We start from the raw sequence: 12766 nt of genomic DNA, 5'->3' as shown, positions 1-12766 counted from the left end.
AACATTCGGGTACATCAGGGCACCGCTGGCCGGTAATCCACACCCGTCGGCTGCGGCGTAACGGCGGAGACAGGCGCCCCATCATTCGCAGGAGTCGGAGACAGCTCTCCGGCGCGGATGCTGTCCTGCCTCTTCTCCGCGCGTTCCAATGCCTCGAGCAGAGCGGCCATATCCTCGTTGCCCGCGAAGCGGCTGGCCGGCAGCTCAAGCAGCCTCCGCCGACGCTCGGCGTAATCCTGTTCGGTCAGGGTGGAGAGGAAATGGACAAGCGAGTCCTCATACGGGGCTTCAAAACTCCAGCCGATGCCCTGCTCTTCGACCAGAGCGCCCACCTCGAAACCGCGCGCTGCCAGACAGGGCACGCCGAAGAAGCCGGCCTCGTAGAAGCGGCAGGGCAGCAGCCAGCGGGAATTATGCTCGACGTTCTCGAGATCGATGGCCCAGGCGAAATCGACATCGGCATAGATCTTCGCCAGATCGCGCGGGTTCACATAGGGTCCGTCATAAACCAGGTTGTCGAGGCGGGCCACGGCCCGCTCGAATCTATCCCGATCGACGGTCGTCAGTACGCCGTGGAAGCGGAACATCACCCGGCCGCGCAGCCGTTCGGCCAGGCGGACGATCAGGTCGAAGGTGGCCTGTCCCCGAATCAGCCCGCAATAGGCCACCACCCAGCGATATCCCTCCCGGTTCCGGGGCCGTTTGCGCCTCGTAAGTGCTGCCGCATCTCTTGTTACCGACGCCGGCAACTTGTTTTCGAGGAGAAACCATGCGCGGTCATATCCCTGCATGGCCGCGAAGTAGTGGCGCAGAAACGCCGGCGAGGAGAGCACCAGAAGGCTGACATGTCGGAGCGCATACCGCTCCACGGCGCGAATCATGCGTGAAACACGGCTCCGACCGACGAAGGCGGGCTGGATGTCGAGCACTTCATAAATGGTGGGAATGGCCCGCCCCGCCAGCAGACGGATGACAAGCGCCAGCATCATCTGGTCGACGTTGCGGGCGTAGATAACATCGGCCTGTCTGATGAAGCTGCGGTTGAGCAGCAGCACGACCAGGGCACGCAGCAGCGTCCACAATCGCTGCGCGTAATTGCCGTCTTCCGTACGCCCCAGCAGCAGATACGGCCATTCGGGGCGGAAGTCCTTGTTGTAGCGCTCGCGCCGGAACCCGACCATCAGCAGCCGGCATCCCAGTCCAACCAGTGCCTCGCCGCGCTTGGTGCTGCTGGTGTCGGTGATGTCTGGCGTCAGGAGGAGGACGGTTTTCATCGTGATATCGTCATGACTGCCACTGCACGCCACAGAGGACGCATTCTACGCGGGCGGCAGCCTCGGTTGGCTGTGATCAAGCTGTGCCCGGCGCGCGGCAAGTAGGCATTCGGGAAGGAAAATCGGCGCAAACCCAGTCACAGGTTGATCACTGGCTGGGCGCGAGTTGCTGAGGTTCTATCACGCCGACCGCAAATTCCATCGAGGTTGACGTGATTGCGATTGCCGAGCCGGCCGAAACGGTCGTGCAACCCTCTGGTGAGCCCCAATTGCGCTTCGACCGTATCGCGGTGAGCAGCGTCTTCGGCAATCCGCTCGACCGGCGGACCTGGTCGGCAGCCCCCTTCAACATTGCCCGTTGCTTCAGAAGTTTCGGAATCGAAGTGGAGGGCATCCATTCCGGCGGCAGTCGCGGCGAACTCGCCTTCCTCGCCTCGCGTTACAGCCTGTCCGGTTACGGTACGCCACGGAGCAGCGAGGCTGTCCTGCGCACTGCCGCAGCGCGGCGGCGGGCCGCTGACCGGCTGGCCACCGTGCTGAAGCAGCGGAATATCGGTCATGTCCTGCATACCGGCAGTCTGGACATGCTGCCCTCGGCGATCGCCCCGAAGATCAAGCATTACATCTACTGCGACCATACCTGGGCGCTTTCCCTGCTGCACCGTCCGGACATCGCGAGCTACAGCGCCCGCGCGATCGAGGCCTTCGAGCTTCTCGAGCGGGATTCGCTGGCCTGCGCGGAGCATGTCTTCACCTTCGGAACCTATGTCCGCGATCACATTGTTTCCCACTATGGCATCCCGGCGGAGCGCGTCACCGCAGTGGGCTCGGGCATGGGCGATATCGAGCCCTATTACGGCCCCAAGGATTACACCCGGCCCCGCCTGCTGTTCGTGGCGAAGCATCTTTTCGCCGCAAAGGGCGGAAATCTGCTGCTTGAAGCGCTGCGGATCGCAAGAAAGAAACGGCCGGACATCGTGCTGACGATCGTCGGAGACGAACGCAGCCGCAGCCACATTCCGGCCGATCTCCAGGTCGAGTTCCGTGCCCATATCCCGCTGGCCGAGCTGCAGCGGCTGTTCCGCGAGGCCAGCCTGCTGGCCCAGCCGATGCTGAACGATCCCTGGGGGCAGGTCTATCTCGAGGCCCTGCTCTCCCGCACTCCTGTACTCGGCCTGCGGCGCAACGGTCTGCCCGAGATCACCGAGAATGGACGCCACGGCTTCATGATCGATGACGCCGACCCGCAGCAGCTCGCCGAGGCGATCCTGGACGCTCTTTCGGATCCCCAGCGGCTCGCCGATATGGGCGAGAGCGGGCAGCAGCATGTTCTGCAATCCTACTCCTGGGAGATCGCCGCGCGGAAAATCGCCTACGCCTGAGCATCTGCCACCCGCAACAAAAACAGCAAGCCCCAGAACCGATCAACCACAGAGGACAGATCATGGTCGACAAGGTCGCACTTATCACCGGAGCCACCGGGCAGGACGGCGCCTATCTCGCCGAATTCCTGCTGCAGCAGGGCTACATCGTGCATGGCGTGAAGCGGCGTTCTTCCTCGATCAATACCCGCCGCGTCGACCACCTCTACCGCGACCCGCATGAACCCGGCGTCCGCTACTTCCTGCATTACGGCGACATGACGGATTCGACCAACATCATCCGCCTCATCCAGGAGATCCAGCCGACCGAGATCTACAATCTCGCCGCCCAGAGCCATGTCCAGGTCAGCTTCGAGACGCCGGAATACACGGCAAATACCGACGCGATCGGCACGCTGCGCATGCTGGAGGCGATCCGCATCCTGAAAATGGAAGACCGGGTCCGCTTCTACCAGGCATCGACCTCGGAGCTGTTCGGCAAGGTGGTGGAGACGCCGCAGCGCGAGACCACGCCTTTCTATCCGCGCAGCCCCTATGCCGTCGCCAAGCTCTATGCCTACTGGATCACGATCAACTATCGCGAAGCCTATGGCATGCACGCCTCCAACGGCATCCTGTTCAACCACGAATCGCCCATCCGCGGCGAAACCTTCGTGACCCGCAAAATCACCCGCGCGGTGGCGGCCATCGAACAGGGCCTGCAGAAATGCCTGTATCTGGGCAATATCGACTCCAAGCGCGACTGGGGTCATGCCCGGGACTATGTCGAGGGCATGTGGCGAATCCTGCAACAGGAGAAGCCGGACGATTACGTTCTCGCCACCGGGGAGGTGCACAGCGTCCGCGAATTCGTCGAGCTCGCCTTCCGCCACATCGATCGCGAGATCGTCTGGGAGGGCAAGGGCACCGAGGAAAAGGGCATCTGCAACAAGACCGGCGATGTCCTCGTCGCCGTGGACCCGATCTATTACCGCCCGACCGAGGTCGACTTCCTGCTGGGCAGCCCGGAAAAAGCCAAAAAGCAGCTCGGCTGGCAGCACAAGACCACCTTCGAGCAGCTGGTGGCCGAGATGGTCGAGGCTGATCGCATCGGTCTGCAGCGCAGCGAGTACGCCAATGCCTTCTAAGCGGATCGACTATTCACTGGCCGGAAAGCGGGTCTGGGTCGCAGGCCATCGCGGCCTGGTCGGCTCGGCCCTGGTCCGGCGGCTGGCTTCGGAAGACTGCACCATCCTCACGGCCGACCGCCGGACGGTGGATCTGCGCTCGCCGGAGCAGGTGAATGCCTGGATGCAGGAAAACCGGCCGCAGGCCGTGTTCGTGGCGGCCGCCCGGGTGGGCGGCATCCATGCCAACGACGTGCGGCCGGCCGAATTCCTCTACGACAACCTCATGATCGAGGCGAATGTCATCGAGGCGGCACGCCGTTTCGAGGTGGAGAAGCTGCTCTTCCTCGGCTCCTCCTGCATCTATCCGCGCATGGCGCCGCAGCCGATCCAGGAGTCGGCGCTGCTGACCGGTCCGCTGGAACCCACCAACCAGTGGTATGCCGTCGCCAAGATCGCCGGCATCAAGCTGTGCCAGGCCTATCGCCGGCAGTATGGCTGCGACTTCATCTCGGCCATGCCGACCAACCTGTACGGTCCGGGCGACAATTTCGACCTTCTCTACAGCCACGTGGCCCCGGCGCTGATGGCGAAATTCCATCGCGCCAGACAGCAGAAGATGTCGGAGGTCGAGGTCTGGGGCACCGGCAAGGCGCTGCGGGAATTCCTCTTCGTAGACGACGCCGCCGACGGCCTCGTCTATGCAATGAAGCACTACTCTGACGAGGAATTCATCAATCTCGGCACCGGTCAGGAGGTCACGATCCGCGAACTGGCGGAAATGATCGGCGAAATCGTCGGCTTTTCGGGCACTCTCAAGTTCGATCCGAGCAAGCCGGACGGCACGCCGCGCAAGGTGATGGATGTCAGCCGCCTGCGCGATCTCGGCTGGGAAGCCAAAACACCGCTGCGCGAAGGCTTGCGCCAGACCTATGCCTGGTATGTGGAGCATGTGGCGCCCGAGCATGAACGGCAGGTCGCCAGCGCCTGACTGACCCGGAGAGGGCCGCCGGCGGTGCACCAGTCATCGCTGGCGGCTTTTTCGTGCCTGTTCTTCTCAGACTCCGACGGGCCGGCCGTCGTCGTCAGACTCCGGCCTGCCCTTCTTGATTCGCAGCTGCCCCCGGCGATCGACCCAGAGGCGGTAGTCGCCCAGCTGCGGCAGGTTCCGGCTGCGCCAGTCCGCGCCGAGGCGCAGGCCGCCGTGATCGCCACCTACCTCGATGGCCTCCAGCCCGCCCTCCTCGCTCACCCGGCCGGTGCAGCCGACCAGGGTGACATGGGCTTTCTCCCTGGCGCCGCGCAGGCGCGCCAGCCCCGCCTCCTTGGCGCGACCGCCGCCATGGCCGGTGCATCCGACCATGACCAGCTCGCGGACGACGAAGGCACGAATCAGGTGCGTCTGCTTGTAGATCGAGTAGGCCGTGCAGCCGATCAGCGTGCCGAAATTCTTCAGCAGGATGCCGGCATCGCCATTGGCAAAATCCGGCGCGCCCTGGTGATTGTTCTCGAAGCCGCAGTTTGACAGCAGGGTGCAGCCATTGTCGGCCAGGACCCCGAATTCGCGGTTGAGCAGAAAATAGCAGCCGTGAAAGCTGACGTCATAACAGTTGTTGAGCAGCGCGGCGCCATGGCCGCCATTCTGGCCGAACACGCTGGCGAAGACATGGATGGCCGACAGGATACCCTTGTTGCGGCTGTGGGCGAAGGTCGCGCCATTGCCGCCGTTGTCGCGGAAATAGCAGTTGATCATCTGCCCTTCGAAGACGTTGCCGATCATGTGGCAGCCGTCGCCGCCGCAGCCCTGCACCACGATGTCGCGCAGGCAGAAGTTATAGAGATACTGCCCGCCGGGCACGTCGCAGGACAGCAGGATGCCGTGCCCGTCGCGGCCCGATCCCTTGATGTCCAGTCCCTGCAGCAGGAGAAAGCGGAAGGTCGTTCGGCTGATCACCTCGATGACGTTGGCGCCGTCACCGATCTCCGATACCAGGCGCGCGCCGGTCCCGATGATGCCGCATTGCCGCGTCACATGGGTGCGCGGCTCGACCCGCAGGGTGCGGCGGATGCGGTAGTCGCCCGGCGGCAGTAGCAGGACGGCCTGCTGTTCGAAGGCCGCGTCGAGCGCCTTCTGCAGCGCCGGTCCGTCATCGGTGCGGCCATCGCCACGGATGCCGAACTCGGCCGCCGACAGGGTCCGGCCTGCCTGCGCCAGCGCCGGCGCTCCGGCGGAGCCAAGCAGCCCGGCGGCCGCCACCCCGCCGCCCATCGTGAAGAGATTCCGCCGGTCCATGGCCATCAGCGCTGCGACACCAGGCCGGGCTGTCGCAGCCGGTTGCCGAGACGGATGCTCTGGATCCGCCGCTGCGCCTCCGGCAGAGGAACCACGACCCGCGCGGCATTGCGGCAGTAGAGAACGCTCAGTGCGGCCGGCAGCAGCAGAACGGTCCAGGTTTTCGGGCCGACATACGCACCGGACGCCTGGCCGAAGATGATCCAGACGATCCAGCAGAAGGTAATGCTCGGCACCCGCAGGACATGCATCCAGTAGGTGATCGCGGCCAGTACGGCGAGGCCGAAGATCGCGCCGAGATAGATCCAGTGCAGCCAGAAGTAATTGGTCAGCACTTCCGAGAGTTTGCTGAAGCCCCAGTCGGTGGAATAGAAGGACGACCGCGCATAGGTGTTGGTCGCCAGTTCGTGGATGAAGGGCTCGCCGGTCAGGCCGGCCCCAGCGACGGGATAGACCTTGAAGATCTCGAGCGCCACCAGCATCGGGCCGATCACGCGGTAGAAGAAGCTCGGATCACCGCCACCATGCAAGATCTGGTTCAGGCGCTCGCTGTAGGCCACCGAACCGACGATGGCGAAAACTATCAGCAGCAACGAGCCGAAGATCAGGATGCCAGCCCGGTACATGGTGTTGCGCCGGTTGCCGGGCTGCGAGGCCGGGATGATGAAGTAGTAGTACGGCGCGATCAGCAGCAGCGAGAGCAGCAGGGTCGGACCGGGCATGACAATCATGCCGGCGCCGATCAGGGCAACATAGAGAAACAGCTTCCAGCGATAGCCTGAAACCAGGAACCAGCAGAAGACGAACAGCGTGTAGCCGAACGTCACGGCGGACGGTTCGGAGGTGAAGAACTTCGGCCGCACCTTGCCGTAGAGCAGCAGGTCGCGGCGGTCGGAAATGTAGACGCCGTGGTCGTAGATCGCGGCGCGCACCCGGTCGCTGACCGCGGCCAGACCGGCATGGGTCTCGAGGATGCAGCCGATCAGGATGATCACGCTCATCCAGAAGAACAGGCGCGCGATCTGCCGCCGCTCGGCCTGCAGAACAGTGAGGAACAGGGCATAGCCGATGATGAGGGAGTAGACCAGCTGCACCAGACCGGTGAAGCGCTTGCCGAGAAAGGCGTAGTCCGTCGCGGCAAGGACGGAGGCGATATAGACCACCAGGACGCCGAGGAAGACGGCCAGATGACGGGTTTCGATGGCGTCGCGGCGCCGCCAGAGCAGGACGATGCCGGCGATGCCCGCCGGCGCAGACGGGAACGGGATCGAGCTGGTGATCGGCAGGTTGACGCCGAGATAGATGCCGATCAGGAAGATCAGCACCAGCGTCATGTCCACCCAGCCGAGCCGCTGGGTCGCGGGCGGTGCGGCCGGCCGGACCATCATAGCGCGGCCACCGCGGTCATGAGCTGCCGGCCGCGGCTGTGCCAGTCGAAGGCATCGCGGCAGACGCCGAAGGCCTGCTCCTGCAGCCGGTTCAGGCGATCGCAGTCATCGATGACCCGCAGAACGCCGCGCGCCAGCGCCTCGTAATCGGGGTAGAAGAGGATGCTCTCCTCATGGCGCAGGGGCATGCCGGCCACCGACCCGTCCAGCGCCAGGATCGGCATGCGGTTGAAGACGTAGTCGAGCACCTTCAGCTTGAAGCCGCCGCCATGGCGTTCCGGCACCAGGGCTACGCGCGCCTGCTGCATGAACGGGTCGACATCCTCGACGCGCCCGGTGAAGCGGGTCGCTGCGGTCTTGCGGCGCATGCGGTCCAGGAAGGATTCCTCGGCGCTGCCCACCACCTGGAGCTCCGCTCCCTGGGCCGCGAACAGGGGATCGGCCACCGCGACGAATTCTTCCAGATTCATCCGTTTGGCAATCCAGTCGAAGCTGCCGACGATGATGGCGCGGCGCGGCACGGCGGGCGTGATCTCGCGCCGGTCGAGGCGCGGTCCGTCATAGCCGGGCGTCAGAACCTCGACGCGACAGGTCGGCCGGCGCTCCAGATAAAGCAGCCGGTCCTCCTCGGTGATCGCGGTCACGAGGTCGGCGGCATCCACCATGGCGCGTTCCAGCATGGCGGCCTTGGCGGCGTCCAGCATCAGGGCCAGGCGCTTGAGCGGGTTGGTCTGCTCGCCGGCGATCTGCCGGCGCAGGCTTTCCTCGTGGTTATGGGAAACATAGACCAGCTTGGGTCGCGGGTTGCGGCCGCGGAAGGAGCGCAGCACCTGCCGTAAAGCCCAGCCGGCGGAAATGCCATCCAGAATGATGATGTCCCAGGATTCCTGCAGCTGGCGGTCCAGCATGCGGCGCAGCGCGCGGGTGGCGCCGCGATGGGCGATGCGGGGCAGTGGCGACAGCAGGCTGGTCCAGCCGGGCCGCGATTCATGCTGCGCCAGCCACCAGCGCACGGCGCCATCCGTGCTCCCCATGCTCGCGGCCTCGCCGGGGCGCGCCAGGGCCAGAACCTCCACGGCGGCGCCGGCCCCCGCGATGGCGTCGATCAGTCCGCCGGTATAGATGAACTGACCGTTATGCCGCGGTTCGGGGTTGGCCCAGGTGAGCCAGAGACATCGCATGGCATTCCGCATCGCTGCCTCTAATAGGCCTGCCGGCCGGTGAAACCGCCGAAGACGGTTCGCAGGATGATCATCACGTCCAGGCCGAGCGACCAGTTCTCGACGTAATGCAGGTCATGCTCGACCCGCTTCTCGATCTGCTCGACGGTTTCCGTCTCGCCGCGCCAGCCGTTGACCTGCGCCCAGCCGGTGATGCCGGGCTTCATGCGATGACGCCAGAAATAGTTGCTGACCGCGTCCTGGTAGAGCAGGCCGCCGGCTTTCGCCGCCGTTGCATGGGGGCGCGGCCCGACGACGGACATGTCTCCGGTCAGCACGTTGAAGAACTGCGGCAGCTCGTCGAGGCTGGTCCGGCGCAGGAAGGCGCCCAGCCGCGTTACCCGCGGATCGTTGCGCCGGGTCAGCTGCTCGGCATTGTGGTCGGTGGCATGCTGGTACATGGTGCGGAACTTCCACACCTCGATGAGCTGGTTGTTCAGGCCGTACCGCTTCTGCCGGAAGAAAACGGGTCCCGGACTGTCCAGCTTGATCGCCAGCGCGATCGCCGCCAGCAGCGGGGAAATCAGCAGTACGATCAGACCGGCGAAAACCCGGTCTTCGACCTCCTTCAGCACGCCGCGCCAGGCGCGCAGCGGCCGCTGCTCGGCATTCAGCAGCGTGACGCCGCCGATGCGCTCCACCTCCGCGCGCGCCAGGTTGAAACCATACTGGTCGGGACAGAGATGCACGTCGACCGCCACCTCGCGCAGCCGGTTCATCACCTCGCTGATCCGCCGTTCGGCCGAGAGCGGTAGCGCGACGATCACCGTGTCGATGCCGTGGCGACGGATATCGGCCACCAGATCGTCGACCGAGCCGCAGATCTTGTGGCCCATGCAGCTCTCCGGCAGCCGGGACAGGCGATCGTCATAAACGCCGGTGACGATGACGTCGGGATCGTTTGCCGCATTCATCCGCCGCAGCAGGCGCAGCCCGAGCGGACCGCTGCCAACGATGGCTACCCGCTGCTGCACCACCTGGTTCTGGCGCCAGCTGTCGATGCAGACCGCAAGGGCGCCGCGTGCCAGCAGTACCGGAGCGGCGCCGAACAGCAGCCACAGCACCAGCCAGGTCTTGTTTGCCATCAGCGAACCCGCGCTGACCGCGAGGACGGCCGAAACGAGCAGCCCGGTGATCGACCACGCCAGCAGCACCCGGCTCAGGGAGCGGCCGAGTTCGGGCAGCTGGTCTTTCCTGTAGGCGCCGCAGAGATGCAGGAGATTGGCCAGCACGAGGCTTCCGAGCAGCGTGACCAGGACATAATAGCCCGGCGCCATCGGCAAATCGGGCGTGGCAAGCGCATAGGCCGCCAGACTGCCCGCGAGCGCCGCCATGACGTCGAATCCGCGCAGCAATCCCGCGACGATCTCGAGCGAAATCCGCCGGCGTTCCGCCGGCACGACCATCTGCCGTTCGACAAGGCCGGCCGGCGCCTGCATGGCGGCCGGCGGCGGCAGTGCCGCGGCCTCGCGCTCAACGGGGTAATGAATCACCTCGGAACGGGAGTCCAGCTCAGGCTTGGATAGGATGTCGAGTGACATGAAATCCCTCTCTGGCCATCTGTCCGGCATAGCGCGCATGTGCTGAACCGAAACGGAATCCGGGCGGCGCGGCTGAAGTGCGATGGATGTGCCACAACAGCGCGCAAGCGTGTTGTGATCAAGCTGAGGCCATCGTGACTCGCTAAAGTGCTCGCAGACTGCCGAAAATCTGCGCAGCAAAAGCCTCTGGCGTACGGTCGGAAACGAAGCTGCGTGCGGCCTTCTGATCGATGTAGCGCTGCGGCCCTTCGACCACCATTTCCTCGATTGCCCGCGCCAGTTGCTCCGGCCGGGTGACATCGGCGGCAAGCCCGAGACTGTGATCCTGCACCAGTCTGCCCAGCAGGCCGTAATCCTGCGTGAGGAGAGGCTTGGCGGCGCCGGCCGCCCAGAGCAGCACGCCGCTGGAACCGACGAAGCGCTGGTACGGCGCGAGTACGACGTCGCAGCGCTCGACCAGGGCACCGATCTCGCCGCTGTCCAGCCACCGGTCCTCGATATGGAACCACAGGTCGGGCCGGTGACGCTGCAGCCGTTCGACCTGTGCCTTCAGCGGCGCGCTGATTTCCGGCGCAACCTTGCCGGCGACGACGACGGCCGTGCGGGATGCAACCCCCGGGCCCAGCAGCTGCAAGGCCTCCATCAGATGCAGGATGCCCTTGCGCGCGGTCAGCACCCCGAACAGCAGCAGCACGATCCGGTCTTCGGGAATGGCGACCGGAACCGCGCCGGGTCCGGCCGGACGCACCGGCGGGTGCGCCGGGTCGGGCAATGCGTGGACCTTATGGCCGCCGCGATAGTGCTGTACCGCGTAATCCGGGAAGAAGGGATCGAGCGTCAGTACGACATGCAGCGCCGGATTGAGCAGCATCAGACGATACAGCAGGGTTTTGCGCAGATCCCGCAGGCGTTCGGCCCATGTCGGATGGTTGGGTCCGAGCCGGCCGTAATGCACCGAAGGACGAAACAGGATACCACCCAGCTTGCGGCCCGCCGCACCCAGTCCGAGCGCCAGCGGCAGAGAGAGATGATCCAGCGACAGGAAATAGCCAGCCCGGGCGCCGGTGCGTTTCAGATAACGCCGCATCACCCACCAGCGGGAAAAACCGCTGATGGCAAGGCGGCGATGCGTGCACATCCGGCGCTCGTCCTCGGTCAGTGCGATCATGCGGACGCGATCGCGCAGGTCTTCGGGAATTTCCGCCAGCAGCGAAGAACGGATTTCCGGCGCGATCACGAACCAGATCCGCGCAATATCCTGCTGCTGCATGGTGTAGCGCATGAGGTGCTGGACCCATTCGCGCGGATGGCCATCCCGGTCAGGCTCGAGAAACACTACCTGCCTTCGGGCTGCCATGCCGGCGCCATCCAGCGACGCAGTGAAGGCCGCCAGCACCGCGGCGCGGCCATGGCTCTGCTCGATGAAGCTGCGGCCTTTCCGTCCCATCTCCTCCCGCAGGGCCGGATCGTCCAGCAAGGCCAGTGCCGCTTCGCAGAAGGCTGCAGGATCTTCCGGCGGCACGCAGAGAAACGCTCCGGTCGTTTCCTGCAGCCGCGAGAGCGAGGAACCCGGATGGGCGGTGGCGATGAAGGGCCGGCCGGCCGCCATGATGCTGTAGATTTTCGACGGTATGGCGAAGTCCGCTGCCGAGGGCTTCTGCGGCACCAGATGCAGGTCTCCTAGCGCCAGCCCCTCGTTGAGCCGCTCGCGCGGCAGCAGGCCGGCGAATTCCACATTCTGCAGACCTAGGCGGGCGACTTCCTGCATGAGCGCCGTCTTCTCGCTGCCATCGCCGCGCAGAACGATCTTCACCTCCGGGCGGATTTTCGCGAGGGTGGCAGCCAGGGCCAGGATCTGCTCCAGCCCCTGCTTGCGACCGAGATTGCCGCTGTAGAGCAGGACAGGCGATCCGGCCCTGTCACGGGGCTGCGGGGTTATGCGGTCGGTATCCACCCAGATCGGCAGGATTTCGATGGGGACGGTCACACCGAGGCGACGCAGCTGCACCTTCATCTCGGCGGTCAGCACACAGACCGCATCCAGCCGGTTCAGCGTCACACGCTCGCACCAGCGCATGACGCGCAGCAGCAGACCGGAACGGACCAGGTTGAGGCCGGCAGCCAGGCCGGACTGTATGTCGTGCACCATCGCGACATGCCGTCCGCCCCGCCGGGTCGCCAGGATTCCGAGCATCACGGCGAAGATCGAGGGACAGAGTGAAACGACGAGCCCGTGCCGCTTCACCCTCCCGCTCAGCAGTGCGAACAGTCCTGCCAGCAGGAACAGGCATTCGCTGAGGATCCGGAGCGCGGCGGAGCGCCGCCGCGGCGCCCAGCTGCGCAGCCGCTCGACCACGATGCCGCCCGTGACTTCACGTTTCGGCGCCCGGGCGTTGAAATCCGCGAAGTCGTCCGGGTTGGGGTAATGCGGCCGGCCGGTCAGTACCGTGACGGGACGTCCCTGCCCCGCCAGCCATTCGGCCAGATCGGTGCAGTAGGAGGCGGATCCGATGACTTCTGGCCGGTAATGCTGGGTAACGAGAAGTACGGGATCGGCCATCC

The 12766-nt window shown here is 65.2% G+C and carries 9 protein-coding genes; 3 read left to right on the top strand and 6 right to left on the bottom strand.

Annotated elements, in window-relative coordinates; all coding sequences use genetic code 11:
• Positions 1–14: 14 nt before the first annotated feature.
• Complete coding sequence (locus tag VKZ87_RS16825) at positions 15–1307, bottom strand: hypothetical protein (protein WP_324222427.1); 1293 nt, start codon at positions 1305–1307, stop codon at positions 15–17.
• Positions 1308–1486: 179 nt separating this feature from the next.
• Here VKZ87_RS16825 and VKZ87_RS16820 point away from each other — a divergent pair, with 179 nt between their 5' ends.
• The 3 genes from VKZ87_RS16820 to fcl all read left to right on the top strand — a co-directional run bounded on the left by VKZ87_RS16820 (position 1487) and on the right by fcl (position 4753).
• The gene (locus tag VKZ87_RS16820) at positions 1487–2656 is read left to right on the top strand and encodes a glycosyltransferase family 4 protein (protein ID WP_324222426.1); all 1170 of its coding nucleotides are present in this window, start codon (positions 1487–1489) and stop codon (positions 2654–2656) included.
• A gap of 62 nt (positions 2657–2718) precedes the next feature.
• Positions 2719–3783, top strand: coding sequence for a GDP-mannose 4,6-dehydratase (gene gmd / locus VKZ87_RS16815; protein ID WP_324222425.1), 1065 nt, complete (start codon positions 2719–2721; stop codon positions 3781–3783).
• Positions 3773–4753 (top strand): GDP-L-fucose synthase, encoded by a 981-nt coding sequence (gene fcl, locus VKZ87_RS16810; protein WP_324222424.1) that lies wholly within the window; start codon positions 3773–3775, stop codon positions 4751–4753. The genes gmd and fcl overlap by 11 nt, the downstream gene beginning before the upstream one ends.
• A gap of 66 nt (positions 4754–4819) precedes the next feature.
• Here the strand turns inward: fcl and VKZ87_RS16805 are convergent, their stop codons facing one another.
• The 5 genes from VKZ87_RS16805 to VKZ87_RS16785 all read right to left on the bottom strand — a co-directional run bounded on the left by VKZ87_RS16805 (position 4820) and on the right by VKZ87_RS16785 (position 12764).
• A complete protein-coding gene (locus tag VKZ87_RS16805) occupies positions 4820–6061 on the bottom strand; it encodes a glycosyl hydrolase family 28-related protein (RefSeq protein WP_324222423.1) in 1242 nt (413 codons plus the stop codon).
• Positions 6061–7443 carry a hypothetical protein gene (locus VKZ87_RS16800; RefSeq protein WP_324222422.1) on the bottom strand — a complete coding sequence of 461 codons (1383 nt, stop codon included), beginning with the start codon at positions 7441–7443 and terminating at the stop codon, positions 6061–6063. Before VKZ87_RS16800 ends, VKZ87_RS16805 begins: the two co-directional genes overlap by 1 nt.
• A complete protein-coding gene (locus VKZ87_RS16795; RefSeq protein WP_324222421.1) occupies positions 7440–8624 on the bottom strand; it encodes a glycosyltransferase in 1185 nt (394 codons plus the stop codon). Before VKZ87_RS16795 ends, VKZ87_RS16800 begins: the two co-directional genes overlap by 4 nt.
• A gap of 20 nt (positions 8625–8644) precedes the next feature.
• Positions 8645–10204: an undecaprenyl-phosphate glucose phosphotransferase gene (locus tag VKZ87_RS16790; RefSeq protein ID WP_324222420.1), complete on the bottom strand. Its 1560-nt coding sequence runs from the start codon at positions 10202–10204 to the stop codon at positions 8645–8647.
• Positions 10205–10346: 142 nt separating this feature from the next.
• On the bottom strand, positions 10347–12764 hold the full coding sequence (locus VKZ87_RS16785; protein ID WP_324222419.1) for a glycosyltransferase: 2418 nt from the start codon (positions 12762–12764) through the stop codon (positions 10347–10349).
• Positions 12765–12766: the final 2 nt, after the last annotated feature.

The sequence above is a fragment of the Ferrovibrio sp. genome, from assembly GCF_035304305.1.
Taxonomy (GTDB): Bacteria; Pseudomonadota; Alphaproteobacteria; order Ferrovibrionales; family Ferrovibrionaceae; genus Ferrovibrio.
Note: the sequence above shows the minus strand (reverse complement) of the source record. Positions and strands in the feature narration are given on the sequence as shown.

Bases quoted from the DNA above. Each gene is read 5' to 3' on its own strand.
- fcl (WP_324222424.1), top strand. From the start codon at position 3,773: ATGCCTTCTAAGCGGATCGACTATTCACTGGCCGGAAAGCGGGTCTGG.
- VKZ87_RS16795 (WP_324222421.1), bottom strand. From the start codon at position 8,624: ATGCGATGTCTCTGGCTCACCTGGGCCAACCCCGAACCGCGGCATAAC.
- gmd (WP_324222425.1), top strand. From the start codon at position 2,719: ATGGTCGACAAGGTCGCACTTATCACCGGAGCCACCGGGCAGGACGGC.
- VKZ87_RS16790 (WP_324222420.1), bottom strand. From the start codon at position 10,204: ATGTCACTCGACATCCTATCCAAGCCTGAGCTGGACTCCCGTTCCGAG.
- VKZ87_RS16800 (WP_324222422.1), bottom strand. From the start codon at position 7,443: ATGATGGTCCGGCCGGCCGCACCGCCCGCGACCCAGCGGCTCGGCTGG.
- VKZ87_RS16785 (WP_324222419.1), bottom strand. From the start codon at position 12,764: ATGGCCGATCCCGTACTTCTCGTTACCCAGCATTACCGGCCAGAAGTC.
- VKZ87_RS16805 (WP_324222423.1), bottom strand. From the start codon at position 6,061: ATGGCCATGGACCGGCGGAATCTCTTCACGATGGGCGGCGGGGTGGCG.